The sequence below is a fragment of the Staphylococcus sp. B1(2026) genome (assembly GCF_058895785.1).
This window is the reverse complement of the sequence record NZ_JBZXTS010000030.1, coordinates 1-16,672: the sequence shown is the minus strand read 5'-3', so window position 1 is coordinate 16,672 and position 16,672 is coordinate 1. Positions and strand designations below refer to the sequence as shown.

Sequence of the window (16,672 nt, the reverse complement as noted above, 5' to 3'; positions counted from 1 at the left end):
ACCAACAAAAAGTTGACACTATCGACTTTTTTATTTAACTTGCAATTTATAGCTTAATCTTATAAAATTTAAAGTAGTGTATTAAACAATGGAGGCTAAGTTGATGACAATACAAGATAATATCCAGCAACTGGCAGATGAGCAATTGTTTAAAGATGCCCAGGAGATAAGACAATTAATTCGTGTGCAAATAGAGCATGTAACAATGCCACAATGTCCGTTGTACGAAGAAGTGATTGATACGCAAATGTTTGGACTATCTAAAAAAATAGAATTTGCTATTAAATTAGGTTTAATTAAAGAATCACAAGGTAAAGAATTATTAGATAATTTAGAAAAAGAATTATCACAATTACATGAAAAGTATTTAAATCAATCGTAATTTTATATAAATGATAGTCTGGTAGCACGTCAATATTTACCAGACTTTTCTTATAGAAAAAAGGAGAGACTATGTCAAAATATACTAGACAACAACCTATTAGTCTTATTAAAGAATTATTTACTTATTTTAAGTCTAATAGAGAATTACAATTAGGTAGGATTCAATTTATTGATAAAACAATGATATTAATTATCATTTTATATTCTATTTTTAGTGTAGGAATGATCTATAGTGCAAGTATGATAGGTAATCAACATGGCTTATTTACTTCTGGTGTGATCGTAACTGAATATTACTTTGCTGTTCGACAATTAATCTGGTGTGTGATTGGTATACTATTATTATTAGGTGTAGCTTATTTTTTACCTTATGAATTGTATCGTAATGGAAATTTTATGAAATATAGTGCCATCATTATTATTATCATGTTATTGATTACCAGATTTTTTGGAGATGTTAATGGTTCATACGGATGGATAAAACTACCAGGTGGATTTAATATTCAACCTGTCGAATTTGCTAAACTATATATAATTATTTATTTTGCTTATATTTTAGAAACACGAAATAGTGAGTTAATTTATAATAATTTAAAGGGAATGAGACTTTATACTATTTTTACATTGCCTATATTTATACTGGCGATCATTATTATTTGGGAGAATGATTTTGGATCGGCAATTATTATTGTAGCAATTATTTCAGTCATGTTTTTAACATCTAAAATAAGATTGAGAAATTTAAGTCATATTTTAGGGATAGGTGCAGCAGCCATTTCAATATTTACTTTAATAAAATATTTAATTTTCGGTTATGTATTTAGTCCTTATCAAATTAATCGTTTTAAAAGTTGGATAGATCCATTTTCAGATATTGAACATTCAAGTTATAATTTATACAACTCGTTAATTGCTATAGGTAATGGGGGTATATTTGGTCGTGGTTTAGGTAATTCAGTTCAAAAATTAGGTTTTTTACCTGAAGCGCATACAGACTTTATTTTTGCGGTTATTGCAGAAGAATTAGGTTTAATAGGTGTACTTATTATTTTAGGTTTTTTATCTTATTTATTTTTTAAAATTATTAATGGTGCTAAACAAGCACCAACAACGTATGCAGCTCAAATATGTGTTGGTTATGTAACATGGATTACGATACAAGCTGTTTTTAATTTAGGTGGTGTATCAGGAGCTATTCCATTAACTGGTGTACCTTTACCTTTTTTAAGTTATGGTGGTAGTTCTATGTTAGCTTTATGTTTAGGTATGGGAATCGTATTAAATGTGTTAGCACATATTGTACATCGTCAACCAAAAAATAAATAATAAAAGTAGAATTTGGGGAATAAACATGAAGAAATTTAAAAGAAGTCATTGGATTATATTGACAACAATTATAGGTGTTTGGTTACAGACGATATTAACTTATCATTTTGGATTTTCGTTAAAATATATAGGATGGTTACAAGAAATTATTCTACTTATTAATCCATTACCTGCACTAATGGTAGTTTTTGGTGTTGCTTTATTCTTTAAAAAAGAACGTAATGCTAAAATTTATTTGATAATCACTACTTTAGTTTTAGATATTATATTGTATGCTAATGTATTGTTTTTCAGATTTTTTAATGATTTTATTACACTGCCTTTATTGTTTCAAACAAGTAATTTTGGGTCATTAGGTAGAAGTGTAGGTGCTAATTTTAGAATCTATGATACTTTATTTTGGGTCAGTTTCATCTTAATTATTGCTACTTATAAATATGCACCTTTAATGTTATTGAAAATATCTAATTTTAGACAAATCAATAAAAAAATTTATTATTTAACTTTTTGTTTCTTAGCTTTTCTTAATTTGGGATTACAAGAAATTGCTAGACCACAATTGTTCACTCGAGCTTTTGATCGTGATTTATTAGTGAGAAATTTAGGGATTTTTAATTATCACATTTATGATGCTGGTTTGCAATCCATTACAACAATACAAAAATCATTAGCAGATGAAGCTGAATTTGATGTCGTTAAAAATTATATTGATTTACACAAAGGTAAAGTTAATCCAGCTTATACAGGTATTGCTAAAGGACGTAATGTAATTATTATCTCTTTAGAATCATTACAAAATTTTGTGATTAATCGAACTGAAGATGGTCAAGAAATTACACCTTTTTTAAATTCGTTAACACATGATAAAGATACAATTTATTTTGATAATTTTTATCATCAAACAGCACAAGGTAAAACAAGTGATGCAGAATTTATAGTTGATAATTCACAATTTGCTTTAGCTAGAGGCGCAGTATTTTTTACTAATACATCAAATACCTTTAGTACTTTAACTCAAAAATTAAATAAAGCCGGTTATTTTACAGCAGTACAACATGCAAATAATGCATCTTTTTGGAATAGAAGCTTAATTTATCCGAGATTTGGGACACAAAAATTTTATGATGTAAATGATTATACTGTAACACCCGAAGAATCCGTTAACTGGGGATTAAAAGATATTCCTTTCATGAAGCAAAATGTACAACAAATGTCTAAAATGAAACAACCATTTTATACAAAGATTATTACTTTAACTAATCATTATCCGTTTACTTCTGATGAACAAGATAGATATATTCAACCATATCACTCATCGTCAGCAACGGTAAATAACTATTTTGTCACTGCACGTTATTTAGATGAATCCATTAAAGTTTTATATGATGAGTTAAAAGCAAAAGGTCTATATGATAACTCAATTATTATCATGTATGGTGATCATTATGGTATTTCTGAAAATCATAATGAAGCAATGGCGCAATATTTAAATAAAGATACTTTAACACCTTATGATGTGACAGAATTACAAAAAATTGCCTTTTTTATTACGATTCCTAATTCAAATAAAGGGCATGTCAATAGTACCTTAGGTGGACAATTGGATATTCGTCCAACATTATTAAATTTATTAGGTGAAGATACATCTAAAGATTTTCAACTAGGGCATGATTTATTTGCATTAGATCGTCCTAATTGGTTAGCTTTTAGAGATGGACGATTTGTAACAAATGATTTTATTTATTCTCATAATGTATGTTATTTAAAACCAACAGGTATGAATATTGATAGTAAATATTGTGAACCATTTAAAAAAAATGTGGCTGAACAATTAAATGTATCAGATAAAATTATTTATGGGGATTTATTAAGATTTAATAAAGAAAACAAGGAGAAATAAATGGTAGTTATAGATGTACAAATTATTCCAGTAGGTACGAAAACTGCTTCGGTTAGTAAATATGTTGCTGAAATGCAGCATTTGCTATCTGAGTATAAGCAACAACAAATAATTGAAGATTATGTATTAACACCAATGAATACACAAATACAAGGAAATTTAAAAAATTTATTGAGCGTCATTGAGGCAATTCATGAATTGCCTTTCAAGCAAGATATTTATCGTGTATGTACAAATATTAGAATTGATGATAGACGAGATAAACAATTGACGATGGCAGGAAAACTAAAATCAGTAGAAAATAAAATGTAGGTGAGAAGATGTTGACAGTAAAAAAAATTATAACAGGGCAGTTAGATGAAAATTGTTATATTATTTCTAATGGCGAACAAGCATTAATTGTTGATCCAGGAGCAGAACATAAAAAAATTATCAAAGTAATTACGGAAATGCATACAACACCAATTGCGATATTATTAACGCATACACATTTTGATCACATAGGTGCACTAGAAAAAATTAGACATCATTATCATATACCTGTGTATGTTAGTGCTAAAGAACAACAATGGTTAACTGATCCTACCTTGAATTTATCAAGTGGTCGTAGTCCATTTTTTAGTTCAGAAGTGATTTGTCAACCAGCAGAATTTGAGTTTAAAATAGGTGAATTATCAATAGGTTTATTTAGTTTTAAAGTAGTTCCTACACCAGGACATTCACCTGGAGGTGTAAGTTTTATTTTTGATGAATTTGTTATTTGTGGTGATGCATTATTCAAAAATAGTGTTGGACGTACAGATCTTTATGAAGGTAATTATCAACAATTACTAGCAAATATTAAACAATATTTATTTACATTACCTGATGAATTAGTAGTTTATCCAGGACATGGTGATGACACTACGATAGGGATAGAGAAAAAATATAATCCACATTTCAATTAAAAATAGAGTGAGTAAAGTATTTAACTTTATTCACTCTATTTTTTTTGAGGAAAAAATTTATCAGGGGTTTATTTATATAATACAAGGAGGTTTTTATGGATATACAGCAATATATTTTATATTTATGTCAAGAAGCAGTCGTGAAACATGCATCAGATATTCATTTTCATCCGCAAGATAAAAAAATTATAATTAAATTTAGAATTTATAGTGAATTATATGTTATAGAAGAAATATCATTATCAGATTATCTTAAATTAAATTCTCTTTTAAAGTACCGTGCTAAATTAGATATATCTGAAAAAAGAAAAGCACAAAGTGGTCAATTTGAATTAGAAATTAATAAAGAAAATTATGCATTTAGAGTATCTACATTACCATTAAATGAACAACAAGAAGCAATTGTTATTCGTGTTTTATTTCCTAATTTAACACAGTGTGCGTTATCCATTTTTAAAGAGCAAGCGATAAAAATAGAACAGTTGATTAACTATCAAAGTGGATTAATATTATTTGTTGGACCAACAGGTAGTGGTAAATCTTCGACACTTTATCAATTAGCATTAAAATTAGCTTGCAATCAGCAACAAGTCATTTCTATAGAAGATCCGATAGAAATTAATCTTAAAGAAATTTTACAAGTTCAATTTAATGAAAAAGCAGGTAGAACATATGCCAATGTTATTAAAAGTATTTTAAGATGCGATCCAGATGTCATTATTATTGGAGAAATTAGAGACGCAGAAACCGCTATTTGCACTATACAGGCAGCATTAAGTGGACATTTAGTTTTATCAACATTGCACGCTGAAGATGGTAAAGGTGCCTTAGAAAAATTATTAGAATTTGGTATTTCTAAAACAGAATTAAAACAAAGTCTAAAAGGCATTGTTGCACAACGTTTAGTAAAATTAATTAATGATAATGAAAAACAAGGTATTATTGCAGAAGTTAATTGTAGAAAAGATATTATTGGATTTTTAGATGATCATCAATTATTAACTGAAAATTTATCGTACTGGTTTGATAAAGCAGTTAAATATAATTATATTTCATTAGAGGATATGTTATATGAAACAATGTAAGTTATCCTTTAATCAACAAATACAATGACTAATAAAATTAGAGCAATTACTTTCACATGGCTATATTTTACAAGACGCATTAATATTTTTAAATTATCAATTTAATATACCTCAAAACATCCAAAAAAATATGATAGATAATTTAAACCAAGGTCAACAATTATTTCAAATCTTATCTTTGTTAAATTTTAAAAAAGCTATTGTACTAAGAATAAAATTTGGAGAATTGTATGGTGAATTTAACGAAGTATTGCGTGAAGTAATTATGTATTGTCAATTAAAGCAAAAACAAGTAAAACAGATTGCACAAGTATTGACTTATCCCATTATATTAATGCTTGTACTATTTACCATGATAATATTTTTTAATCAATTAATTATCCCACAATTTTCTAACTTTTATTTACAGGATCAAATTGAAATGACAAGCATCATTGCAACACTCATGTATATACTAGCAGCCATACCAAAAATAATTTTATTATTACTTGCAACGACTATCGCATTAATTAGTTTGTTGTGAATGATATATCGTATTAAAAATATTCATTATTTTTGCGTCATTATGTATCGATTACCTATTATTAAATACATGTTTAAATATTATATGACGTTTATTTTTACTAGAGAATTAAGTTATTTTTTACGTAATGGTTTTTCATTAAATCAAACATTAATGATTTTTGAACAAATAAATCATAAACACATTCAGTACATTGCACAATTTTTAATTAAAGATATTGAGCAAGGACATAGTTTATCTTATGTCGTAAAGCAACAAAATTTATTTGTTAATGATTTATCTAATTTTATTGAACATGGTGAGATGAATGGTATTTTAGCTGATGAACTTAAATTTTTTAGTGAGATATGTTTAGAGAGAGTCATTAATAAAGTAAATTGGTATTTAAAAATTATACAACCTATTTTATTTGCGGCATTAGCACTCATTATTATAGGTCTATATTGTGTCATTATGATACCAATGTTTGATTTATTACATCACTTTGGAGAAGGAGCTTAATATGTACAAAATTCTAAAACTTTTAAAACGAAACCAAGGATTCACTTTAATTGAAATGTTAATCGTTTTATTAATTATTTCTATACTTTTATTGCTAATTATACCTAATTTAACGAATAATGTTAAAAATGTTAAAGACACAGGTTGTAAAGGATATATTGAAATGGTACAAAGTCAAGTTGTTGCTTTTCAATTAAATGAAAATAAATTACCCACTTTTGAAGAATTAGTTAATCAAAACTATTTAAGAGGAAATGTTGATACCGCCTCACTTTGTCCAAACGGTAAACGTTTAATTATTGATAATGAAGGTCATGTTAGTGTCGAATAAAGGCTTTACATTACTTGAATCCTTAATTGTTCTAATGATTGTGAGTATTATCACAACACTAGTAGTAACGTACGGTTATCAAACACATCGAAAAATATTAGAAAAGCAACAAATATATCAATTAATATTAGATATACAAAAAGTAGAATCGTATAGTTTATTAGAAGCAGCTCATATTGAACTGATAACTAATAGTAATAAATATTATTTAATTTATCAAAAACAAAATCAAATGATAAAAGAAGAAAAAATATTAAATGAAGATGCTATTTTTCAACTAGAAAAGAATAAAAAATTATATTTTAATCAAGGGCAAATTCATCAACCGTATACAATTAATATTAAAATTAATAATAGAGTACATCATGTTGTGATTCAAATGGAATATGGTAGGGTGGTTTATAATGAAACATAATCAAGGATTTTCACTCATTGAGGCCATTTTAGCATTGTCAATTATTTCATTACTAACATTAGGAATAATACCTCAAATTAATCAAGTTTTAATTAAATATAAAGAAAAGGAACAATACTTATTAATGCAACAAATTTTATGAGAAGAACTTAATTATTGTAATGAGATGCATATGAAACAATATAGTGTAGAAAGGTATCCGTATGTTATTTCAATATCTCCACAAAATCTCTTTATTAAAAATCAACAACAAAATATATCGATTCATTATCAACAATAAAGGCTTTACATTAATAGAATCTACAGTGACACTTTTTGTTAGTGTTGTAGTATTAATGTTTTTGCCAATGATATTCACTTCAATACAATCTATTACTTATCAATTTAATGACATTAAAATGACAAATTATTTGTTATTCCACCAACAATTAACAGCTTTATATAATAAAAGTGAACAAGTTATCATAAAAAACAACCATATTTATTGTATCATGCCGGATCAAAGTCAACACGATATTACTATATTACCTAATAAAATTATTAAAGCAACAAAACATCATCAAAAATTTCAAGGTTATTCTCCAATGTTATTGCATGTCAATACGAAGATGAGCATAATCCATAATAATTTATATTTAACCATTGAACAAGGACAATATCATCATGAAATCAAACTTACAAACAAAAAGAAATCACCAAGGTAATATTTTAGTTATTGCGTTGTTAACGTTTGTAATTATTGTAGCGATTATCACATATTGTTTGAATTTGTATCAGACAAAATTAGAAATTATTAATAATTTAACAAAATACTATGATAATAAAATTAATGAACAATGGACAAAAATTAAAAGTTAAGCTATGATAATTTACAAATAGGAGGATGTGGTATGAAGAAAGCAATAGTTTTAGTTGGTTTTATGGGAGCCGGTAAAACATCATTAGGTAAATTACTTGCACGTAAATTAAATCTTAGTTTAATTGATTTAGATAAATTTATTGTACAACAAGAACAACAAACTATTAACGAAATATTCAACACTAAAGGTGAAAAATATTTTCGTGAATTAGAGCATAAATATTTAAAACTGGCTGTAAAAAAATTTGATATTATTTCTACAGGTGGTGGTGTAGTCGAATATAAAAAAAATAACTATTTATTACGTAAATGCCATGTCATTTATTTAAAAGTACCTTTTAATATTATTTATTCTCGTATAAAAAATGATACTAGACGACCACTTGTACAACAAAAAACATATGATGAATTAAAAACAATGTATTATGAACGAGATATTAAATATAATGAATTATCTACTTTAGCAGCATACAATCATAAAAATATTAAAAAAACAGCTTGTTATATTATTGATCGATTAAATTTAAATGAAAATAATAAAGTGTAAAGTTAAAATCTATCATAACTTTACACTTTATTATTTATTTAACTTCTTTAAGTTTACCAGTCCAACCTTTTTTTAAACCACCTGATAAAATATACATTTTTTTATAACCTAATTTGTATAATTGTTGTGCTGCTCTGGCACTAATAGTACCATTATTATCATAAATATAAATAGGGACGTCTTTTCTTAATGAAGTCGCTTTTAATTTAAATTGACTCATAGGTAGATGTCTAGCACCATTGATATGCCCACTATTAAATGCATCTTTTTCACGTACATCAATTAGTTGAACTTTACGAATATTGTCTTTGAATTTTTGTTCATCTAACTGAACAGCAATTTTTTTAAATTTAAAATAATTAATAGCTAAAATAGTAACTATAATGGCTAAAATTATCACTGCAAATAACGAAACAGATAAATTCATTGTATAACTCCTTAAAATAATTTTTATATAATTATTATAATCTACTTTTTAAGATTTGTCTTTTATTTTTTATGATGATATTTTGAATGATTTTGTAGAGTGTGTTATTATTTTAATATAAAATAAAATTGACTAGGAGTTAGACATGTTAGAAAAAATATTTAATCATTTACATCAAAGCAACTCAGATATCGAAGCATTTTTAATTACTAATTTAGTAAATGTCAGATATTTATCAGGTTTTACAGGTTCAGCAGGTGTTATTCTTTTATTAAAAGATAAAAAAATATTTGTGACAGATTCACGTTATACACAACAAGCAGAACAACAATGTCATGATTTTGAAATTGTTACACGAACACAATCATTAGCACAAGAGATTAATGCACTATTACAACAATATCATATTAAATTTGTAGCATTTGAAGAGCAAGTTATGACAGTCGCTGAATTAAAAGTATATGATAATCAAGAAAGACAATGGATAGGTGTTAATAATATAATAGAATATTTTCGTATGTTTAAAACACCAAAAGAATTAGTTTTAATAAAAAAAGCAATTGAAATATCTGAAAATACTTATCACCATATTTTAAAATGGATTAAACCAGGTATGACAGAATTACAAGTTGCTAATGAAATGGAAATGCATATGCGTCAACAAGGTGCAAGTAGTACTTCGTTTGATACAATTGTTGCATCAGGTTGGCGTGGTGCATTACCACATGGTGTAGCAAGTGATAAGATAATTAATTCAGGAGACATGATTACATTAGATTTTGGGTGTTTTTATCAAGGCTATACATCAGATATTACACGAACATTTGCCATAGGTGAACCAGATGAAAAATTAATAGAAATTTATAATTTAGTACGTCGTTCAAATGAATATGCTTTAGCTAATATGAAAGTTGGAATGACAGCTAAAGAAATTGATGCTTTAACAAGAGATATGATTGTAGAAGCAGGTTATGGTGATTACTACGGTCATTCTGCGGGACATGCTATTGGTTTAGATGTACATGAGTCACCAGTTTTAGGTTATGGTAATACAGCTATTATAGAAGAACACATGGTATTAACTATTGAACCAGGTATATATATCCCTAATTTAGGTGGTATTCGTATAGAAGATGATGTAGTGATGACTAAAAATGGTGCAGAAGTTTTAACAACTTTAACTAAGGAATTAATTATTTTACCGTCTAATAAGTAATGAAAAAATATTGAAAATATGTTATATTTAAATAGATTAAAAGATGAAAGGATACTATCATGATTAATACAAAAAATATTCAAGGTACAATCGAAATTGCACCAGAAGTATTAGAAACTATTGCGAATATTGCGACATCAGAAATTGAAGGTGTTGCAAAAATGCAAAGTAATTTTACAACAGATGCATTAGAAAAATTAGGTAAAGTATCATCAAATAAAGGTGTAAGAATAGAACAAGATGATCAAGGAGAAATTATTGTTGATATTTATTGTTCAATTAATTTTGGAATGAACATCGCAGAGGTCGCTCAAAATATTCAAAATAATGTTAGACAATCTATTTTAGATATGACAGAACTACAAACTAAAGAAGTTAATATTTTCATTCAAAATATACAATTTTAATGTGGTTGAGTTATTAAACAATTTAAGAGTGGCTTTACCACTCTTAAATTGTTTTCATGCAGAAAGGATAATGATATGAATAGAACAAAAATAAGAGAATTAGCTTTTAAAACATTATTTCAATTAGATACGATAAAATCTCAAAATGATTTAACTATTCCAGAAGCTTTAACTTTTGTAGTAGAAGATGATAAACAAGTCCATAATGAGTTTTTAAATGAATTAACAGTAGGTGTTGTCGAACAACAACAACAATTAGATGAAGTAATCGAACGTCATTTAAAAAAATGGACTTTATCTAGGTTATCTCGTATGGATAGAAATATTTTAAGATTAGCTACATTTGAGTTAATGAATTTATCTACACCATATAAGGTCATTATTAACGAAGCTATCGAATTGTCAAAATTATATAGCGATAAAGATGATAGTTATCGTTTTATTAATGGTGTGTTGACAGGTATAGTATCAGAAATTAAACAAGTATCTTAATTAAGAAAGGTCTATACTTATGCAAGAGAATTTGACTGTATCTGCATTAACTAAATATTTACAATATAAATTCACACAAGATCCTTATTTAAAAAATGTACGTGTTAAAGGAGAAATTTCTAATTTTAAAGCACATCGTACGGGACATTATTATTTTTCTTTGAAAGATCAAAAAGCTGTGATTAGATGCGTGATGTTTAATGCTAACAAAATAATGAACTCAACTTACCAACCAAAAGATGGAGATCAAGTAGTTATTGAAGGGCATGTAGATATTTTTGCAGGACAAGGTAATTATCAAATTTATGCTAAATCTTTAACATTGGATGGTTTAGGACAATTATATGAACAATATGAATTGCTAAAACAACAATTTGAACAGCGTGGTTACTTTTCAGACATTAATAAAAAGAAATTAATAAAATTTCCTAAAGTAATTGCTTTATTAACAGCACGAGAAGGTGCAGCAATTCAAGATATGTTATCTACATTGAAACGAAGATATCCTTTAGCGAATATCCATATTTATCCTACTTTAGTTCAAGGGCATCAAGCATATAAAGATATTATTAAGCAATTAAAATATGTTCAAAAAATAGGTGCAGATGTTATTATTTTGGGTAGAGGTGGAGGAAGTATCGAAGATTTGTGGGCTTTTAATGAACCACAATTGATTGAGGAAATGTTTAAATGTACGATACCAATCATTTCGGCTGTAGGTCATGAAACTGATTATACTTTATCGGATTTTGTTGCGGATATACGTGCAGCGACACCCACAGCAGCAGCAGAATTAGTTGCCCCAGATGTATTAAATCTATCAGAAGAGATTAATAATAAAATATTAATATTAGATAAAGGCATTCATTATTTCTTGAACAATCAACAACAACAATTTAATAAAATTTATCAAAATATGCGTTTACAAATTACTTCTGGTATGACGAAACATTATTATGATAATATTCAATTTCTAAATGATAAATTACAAAGGCAATTAGTTAATAAAACAGTTAATTATAAGTATAGTTTAGAAAAAAGCAGTTTACAATTAAATACAATTAATCTATTTAATGACATAAAATCTAATAAACAGCGTATAAAATTACTTCAAGAAAAATATGAAGCATGTATTAATAATAAAATAAATCAGCAACAACAACAATTAATACATTATGAAAACCAATTAAAAGCATTAAGCCCAATAGAAATAATGAAACGTGGTTATATTATTGCACAAGACAAAGATACTGTTATTACTTCAATTCAACAAGTTAAAGTAAAACAATTATTAACATTAAAATTACATGATGGTACATTAGATGTAGAAATAAAAAGTAAAGATAGTGGAGAAAAAAATGGTTAAAAAAGAGGATTTTGAAACAAAACTAATGAATTTAGAAAAAATTGTTCAGCAACTTTCAGATGAAGAAACTTCATTAGAAGAAGCAATTAAATTGTATGAAACGGGTATGAAATTAAGTGGTGAATGTCAAAACATTTTACAAACAGCTGAACAAAAAATTATAGAAATTAATGAACAGTATCAGTCAGAGCAAAATGATGAAATTTAATTTATTTATAGAACAACATCAACAATTATTTGAACAACATCTAGTGAAAACCATGAATGAAATGATAAGTCCGCCGATACTTAAAGATAGTATGTCCTATTCTTTATTAGGTGGTGGCAAAAGAATAAGACCAATGATTTTACTTGCTATGTTACAAGCAGGTAATATGGCAATTGATAAAGGTATGGCAAGTGCTATTGCTGTAGAAATGATTCATTGTTATTCTTTAATTCATGATGATTTACCAGCAATGGACAATGATGATTATAGACGTGGTAAATTAACTAATCATAAAGTATATTCTGAAGCACAAGCTATTTTAAGTGGTGATGCCTTACTAACACAAGCATTCCATGTGATTTCACAAGATAGCTATAATACAGATAGTCTTAAATTAAAGATGATTGCTTTACTAGCACATTGTTCTGGTAGTGAGGGAATGGTTGCTGGACAAGTCATCGATATAGATAATCAGGTAATTACATTAAAAGAATTAGAAAATATGCATCATTTGAAAACGGGTAAATTATTGTTATTTCCTTTTGAAGCTAGTGCATATATTATGAATTGGCCTGAAAATGATATCATGTATTTGAGAAAATATTGTTATCATTTAGGGATTGCGTTTCAAGTACAAGATGATATTTTAGAAATAACAAGTGATTTTACAGCATTAGGCAAATCAACACAAAGTGATATTGATAATAATAAAATGACTTATCCGGCATTATTAGGCTTAGAAGGAGCTATAAATAAGTTGAAAGAGCATTATATTGAAGCGGAAAAAAATATAATTATGTTACCAAAACAATATCAAGCATTATTATTATCTATTCTTGATTTAGTTACTACAAGAAAAAAATAATTTCGTCAAATAGGAGGAAGTTAGTTGGAACAGAATGTACTTGTATTAAAAGATGTTTCGGTGAAAATACGAAGACATAAAATATTAAAAGAAATCTCTTTTGATGTCAAAGAAGGAGAAATTGTAGGTTTATTAGGTAGTAATGGGGCAGGGAAAACGACATTATTAAAAAGTATTATTGGAATTATTCCACATTACGAAGGAGAAATGTCATTATTTGATTTAAAATTAGATCATAATTTTAGACATATTTCACATCGTGTTGGTGTGATGTTTGAAACAACTTCATTTTATGACTATTTGACAGTTGAACAAAATTTAAAACAATTAGCCAATTTATCAAATTTCAAAATATCAAATGATCAAATTCATCAAATATTAGTAACAGTTGGTTTAAGTAATTTACGAAAAACAAAAGTGAGTAAATTATCAAATGGTATGAAGCAACGTTTGAATTTAGCACAAGCAATAATGCAACAACCAGATATTTTGTTACTTGATGAGCCAACAAATGCGATGGATGAATTATTTTTAGTGACATTTTATGACTTATTATTAAAATTAGCGCAGCAAGGCATGACAATAGTAATTGCGAGTCACAGATTAGAAGATATTTCATCTATATGCCAACGTTTAATTTTTATGAATAAAGGAGAAATTGTTAACATCACAAGTTTATCTAATTTTATTGAACAAAAAGATTATACTATTTTTCAAGTGAATTCAGTATCACGTGCAAAAGATATTTTAACAGCACATAATATTCCAGTGATAGCAACTAATAAAGATGCCATTACAGTAAGTGTAAAAAATGGAGAATTAACAGAGGCTATAAATATATTATCGTCTCAAGGTGTATTGATTAAAGGTATCTATGATAATCATACAACATTAGAAAGTGAATATCGTGCATATATGTTAAAAGTAAGGAAAGGTGAAGTGTAATGAAATTAATAAAAAATGAATTTATTAAATTTACATATCAACCAACTACTTTATTTTATTCTCTATTTTTAATATTAATAATTAGTAGTTTAATGTTGATGCCTTATAAGTTTATGTATTTATTACATAGTGATATCACACAATATCCAATTTTATTTAAATTCATAGTAAGTAAAATTATTTTACCAAGTATGTTAATATTTACAGTAGTTAAGGCCACATCTTTAATCTTATTTGATTTTAAAATGGGAACGATAAAAAATATTGTTGTTCGTCGTTGTTCAAGATTTAAAATATATATTATGAGAGTAATTTCTTTATTTTTATATATTTTACTATTTACGTTATTATTAATAGCGATAGTTATGTTATATATAACATACAATCATCAAAATATATTACTAGATCAAATGCTACAGCAATGGTTAATTATTAAAATGAGTTATTTTTTATTAATTTTATTTTACTTAATTTGTTTAAGTATTTTTGCTTCTTCGATTATAAATAATACTTTTGTAGCAACTGTTATCGTAACATTATATACTATTTTTATACCTTTAAATTATCATAAAATATCACAAATTGATGATCAAGCGTTATTAATGAATATATTTAAATTGTTACCAAGTTACCAAATTAGTCAATTACAATTCTATTCAAATGAAATTGTTAAATTATCAATTAATAACTTTATAGCGACAATGTTAATTTTAGTAGGAAGTGCATTAATTTTATTTTTAGTCAGCTGTTTCATCTATCGTTTAAGAGAACGAAGATTAGTATAAAAAAACTATTTATCACACAATTATTGTGTGATAAATAGTTTTTTATTTGCGATTACGAATGACTTCTATTTTATAACCGTCAGGATCTTTTACAAAATAATAATGAGGTTCTTGACCTGGTAAACCTTTTAAATCGGTTGTTTCATAACCAGCTTGTTGATGCAATTGTTGAGTTTCTTCTAAATTATCTACACCGACAGCTAAATGACCGTAACCATCACCTAAATCATAACCAGGATGATCATAATTATACGTTAATTCTAATTCAAATTGTCCTTCACCAAATGATAAGAAAACTAATGTGAATTTATGGTCTGGAAAATCTTTTCTTCTTGTTTCTTTGAATGGGAACGCAGTTGTATAAAAATTAATAGATTTTTCTAAATCCTTTACACGAATACATGTGTGTAACATTTTTGTTGTCATAATAATACTCCTTTATTTAAAATCAATAATTTTGTCAAGATCAAATCTTGCTGAACGTCTACCATCTTGTACCTTTTTACCGACAGTAATTAACACAATAGGCATATAGCGTGTTTCGTCTATATCAAATGCATCAATAATACCTTGAGCATCAAAGCCACCAATAGCATTAGTAGATAAGCCCATAGCTTCTGCCGCAATCATTAATTGCATAGCGGCGTAGGCAGTATTGTGATGAGCAGCAGTCAATCCATAATTTTCTTGTTGATAAGCTGTATTAATTTGAGATAATAAATTATTATAAATTTCAGTACCTTCTAAATGTTTGAATACTTCTGCCGCATTTTCGTTCGCTTTTAAATCACCTAAAATGATAATTGTTGCTGAACTATCTTTAACTTGTGATTGATGATACGCTAATGGCAGTAATGTGTTTTTAGCATCATCAGAATGAATTACGACAAATTTCCAATGTTGTAAATTCCAAGCTGAAGGTGCTGCAGCTGAATAAGTTAATAATTGTTTTAACTCTTCAGTCGTTAACTTATGTTGATTGTCGTACTGTTTAATTGATTTTCGTTGTAACAATAAATCTAATGCTTCTTTAGACATAATTATATTAATCACCTTTCTTTTAGTAAGTAATAATAGCATATCACAACTAAAGAAAAAGGACAAATAAATAAAATTATAAAAAGGGGCTGGGAAAAAACTAGC

25 protein-coding genes are annotated in these 16,672 nt (G+C 26.8%); 22 read left to right on the top strand and 3 right to left on the bottom strand.

Going from position 1 to position 16,672, the window contains the following annotated elements; translation table 11 throughout:
* Positions 1 to 103: 103 nt before the first annotated feature.
* From AC5EAH_RS05805 to AC5EAH_RS05740, 14 genes are all read left to right on the top strand, one after another.
* A complete protein-coding gene (locus tag AC5EAH_RS05805; RefSeq protein ID WP_493493825.1) occupies positions 104 to 382 on the top strand; it encodes an Fpa/YlaN family protein in 279 nt (92 codons plus the stop codon).
* A 71-nt stretch (positions 383 to 453) separates the two neighbouring features.
* Positions 454 to 1,710, top strand: coding sequence for an FtsW/RodA/SpoVE family cell cycle protein (locus AC5EAH_RS05800; protein WP_493493824.1), 1,257 nt, complete (start codon positions 454 to 456; stop codon positions 1,708 to 1,710).
* A gap of 25 nt (positions 1,711 to 1,735) precedes the next feature.
* Positions 1,736 to 3,610, top strand: coding sequence for an LTA synthase family protein (locus AC5EAH_RS05795; RefSeq protein ID WP_493493823.1), 1,875 nt, complete (start codon positions 1,736 to 1,738; stop codon positions 3,608 to 3,610).
* Positions 3,611 to 3,922 carry an MTH1187 family thiamine-binding protein gene (locus AC5EAH_RS05790; RefSeq protein WP_493493822.1) on the top strand — a complete coding sequence of 104 codons (312 nt, stop codon included), beginning with the start codon at positions 3,611 to 3,613 and terminating at the stop codon, positions 3,920 to 3,922.
* An 8-nt stretch (positions 3,923 to 3,930) separates the two neighbouring features.
* Positions 3,931 to 4,557: an MBL fold metallo-hydrolase gene (locus AC5EAH_RS05785; protein ID WP_493493821.1), complete on the top strand. Its 627-nt coding sequence runs from the start codon at positions 3,931 to 3,933 to the stop codon at positions 4,555 to 4,557.
* A 95-nt stretch (positions 4,558 to 4,652) separates the two neighbouring features.
* Positions 4,653 to 5,642: a competence type IV pilus ATPase ComGA gene (gene comGA / locus AC5EAH_RS05780; protein WP_493493820.1), complete on the top strand. Its 990-nt coding sequence runs from the start codon at positions 4,653 to 4,655 to the stop codon at positions 5,640 to 5,642.
* Between the two features lie 130 nt (positions 5,643 to 5,772).
* On the top strand, positions 5,773 to 6,165 hold the full coding sequence (locus AC5EAH_RS05775; RefSeq protein ID WP_493493819.1) for a hypothetical protein: 393 nt from the start codon (positions 5,773 to 5,775) through the stop codon (positions 6,163 to 6,165).
* On the top strand, positions 6,166 to 6,666 hold the full coding sequence (locus AC5EAH_RS05770; RefSeq protein WP_493493818.1) for a type II secretion system F family protein: 501 nt from the start codon (positions 6,166 to 6,168) through the stop codon (positions 6,664 to 6,666).
* A 1-nt stretch (position 6,667) separates the two neighbouring features.
* The gene (gene comGC / locus AC5EAH_RS05765; protein WP_493493817.1) at positions 6,668 to 6,997 is read left to right on the top strand and encodes a competence type IV pilus major pilin ComGC; all 330 of its coding nucleotides are present in this window, start codon (positions 6,668 to 6,670) and stop codon (positions 6,995 to 6,997) included.
* Complete coding sequence (gene comGD, locus AC5EAH_RS05760) at positions 6,987 to 7,412, top strand: competence type IV pilus minor pilin ComGD (protein WP_493493816.1); 426 nt, start codon at positions 6,987 to 6,989, stop codon at positions 7,410 to 7,412. The genes comGC and comGD overlap by 11 nt, the downstream gene beginning before the upstream one ends.
* Positions 7,402 to 7,554 (top strand): type II secretion system protein, encoded by a 153-nt coding sequence (locus AC5EAH_RS05755; protein WP_493493815.1) that lies wholly within the window; start codon positions 7,402 to 7,404, stop codon positions 7,552 to 7,554. The genes comGD and AC5EAH_RS05755 overlap by 11 nt, the downstream gene beginning before the upstream one ends.
* Positions 7,555 to 7,654: 100 nt before the next feature.
* Positions 7,655 to 8,116, top strand: coding sequence for a prepilin-type N-terminal cleavage/methylation domain-containing protein (locus AC5EAH_RS05750; protein WP_493493826.1), 462 nt, complete (start codon positions 7,655 to 7,657; stop codon positions 8,114 to 8,116).
* Positions 8,076 to 8,270, top strand: a complete 195-nt coding sequence (locus tag AC5EAH_RS05745) for a hypothetical protein (protein WP_493493814.1) — start codon at positions 8,076 to 8,078, stop codon at positions 8,268 to 8,270. The genes AC5EAH_RS05750 and AC5EAH_RS05745 overlap by 41 nt, the downstream gene beginning before the upstream one ends.
* A gap of 32 nt (positions 8,271 to 8,302) precedes the next feature.
* Positions 8,303 to 8,818: a shikimate kinase gene (locus AC5EAH_RS05740; RefSeq protein WP_493493813.1), complete on the top strand. Its 516-nt coding sequence runs from the start codon at positions 8,303 to 8,305 to the stop codon at positions 8,816 to 8,818.
* 34 nt (positions 8,819 to 8,852) lie between these two features.
* Here AC5EAH_RS05740 and AC5EAH_RS05735 read toward each other — a convergent pair whose 3' ends face one another.
* On the bottom strand, positions 8,853 to 9,245 hold the full coding sequence (locus AC5EAH_RS05735) for a rhodanese-like domain-containing protein (RefSeq protein WP_493493812.1): 393 nt from the start codon (positions 9,243 to 9,245) through the stop codon (positions 8,853 to 8,855).
* Positions 9,246 to 9,390: 145 nt separating this feature from the next.
* Here AC5EAH_RS05735 and AC5EAH_RS05730 point away from each other — a divergent pair, with 145 nt between their 5' ends.
* From AC5EAH_RS05730 to AC5EAH_RS05695, 8 genes are all read left to right on the top strand, one after another.
* On the top strand, positions 9,391 to 10,461 hold the full coding sequence (locus AC5EAH_RS05730) for a M24 family metallopeptidase (RefSeq protein WP_493493811.1): 1,071 nt from the start codon (positions 9,391 to 9,393) through the stop codon (positions 10,459 to 10,461).
* A 59-nt stretch (positions 10,462 to 10,520) separates the two neighbouring features.
* Entirely contained in the window at positions 10,521 to 10,868 is a 348-nt protein-coding gene (locus AC5EAH_RS05725) for an Asp23/Gls24 family envelope stress response protein (RefSeq protein ID WP_493493810.1), read from the top strand.
* A 75-nt stretch (positions 10,869 to 10,943) separates the two neighbouring features.
* On the top strand, positions 10,944 to 11,360 hold the full coding sequence (gene nusB, locus AC5EAH_RS05720; protein WP_493493809.1) for a transcription antitermination factor NusB: 417 nt from the start codon (positions 10,944 to 10,946) through the stop codon (positions 11,358 to 11,360).
* A 19-nt stretch (positions 11,361 to 11,379) separates the two neighbouring features.
* Entirely contained in the window at positions 11,380 to 12,726 is a 1,347-nt protein-coding gene (gene xseA / locus AC5EAH_RS05715) for an exodeoxyribonuclease VII large subunit (RefSeq protein ID WP_493493808.1), read from the top strand.
* The gene (xseB, locus tag AC5EAH_RS05710; RefSeq protein WP_493493807.1) at positions 12,719 to 12,934 is read left to right on the top strand and encodes an exodeoxyribonuclease VII small subunit; all 216 of its coding nucleotides are present in this window, start codon (positions 12,719 to 12,721) and stop codon (positions 12,932 to 12,934) included. Before xseA ends, xseB begins: the two co-directional genes overlap by 8 nt.
* Positions 12,924 to 13,799, top strand: coding sequence for a polyprenyl synthetase family protein (locus AC5EAH_RS05705; RefSeq protein WP_493493806.1), 876 nt, complete (start codon positions 12,924 to 12,926; stop codon positions 13,797 to 13,799). The genes xseB and AC5EAH_RS05705 overlap by 11 nt, the downstream gene beginning before the upstream one ends.
* A 24-nt stretch (positions 13,800 to 13,823) precedes the next feature.
* Complete coding sequence (locus AC5EAH_RS05700; protein ID WP_493493805.1) at positions 13,824 to 14,744, top strand: ABC transporter ATP-binding protein; 921 nt, start codon at positions 13,824 to 13,826, stop codon at positions 14,742 to 14,744.
* Positions 14,744 to 15,529, top strand: coding sequence for a DUF2705 family protein (locus AC5EAH_RS05695; RefSeq protein WP_493493804.1), 786 nt, complete (start codon positions 14,744 to 14,746; stop codon positions 15,527 to 15,529). The genes AC5EAH_RS05700 and AC5EAH_RS05695 overlap by 1 nt, the downstream gene beginning before the upstream one ends.
* Before the next feature lie 42 nt (positions 15,530 to 15,571).
* On the opposite strand, the gene gloA is transcribed toward AC5EAH_RS05695, so the two are convergent.
* Positions 15,572 to 15,955 carry a lactoylglutathione lyase gene (gene gloA / locus AC5EAH_RS05690; protein WP_493493803.1) on the bottom strand — a complete coding sequence of 128 codons (384 nt, stop codon included), beginning with the start codon at positions 15,953 to 15,955 and terminating at the stop codon, positions 15,572 to 15,574.
* A 12-nt stretch (positions 15,956 to 15,967) separates the two neighbouring features.
* A complete protein-coding gene (locus AC5EAH_RS05685; RefSeq protein WP_493493802.1) occupies positions 15,968 to 16,567 on the bottom strand; it encodes a nitroreductase family protein in 600 nt (199 codons plus the stop codon).
* Between the last annotated feature and the right edge of the window lie 105 nt (positions 16,568 to 16,672).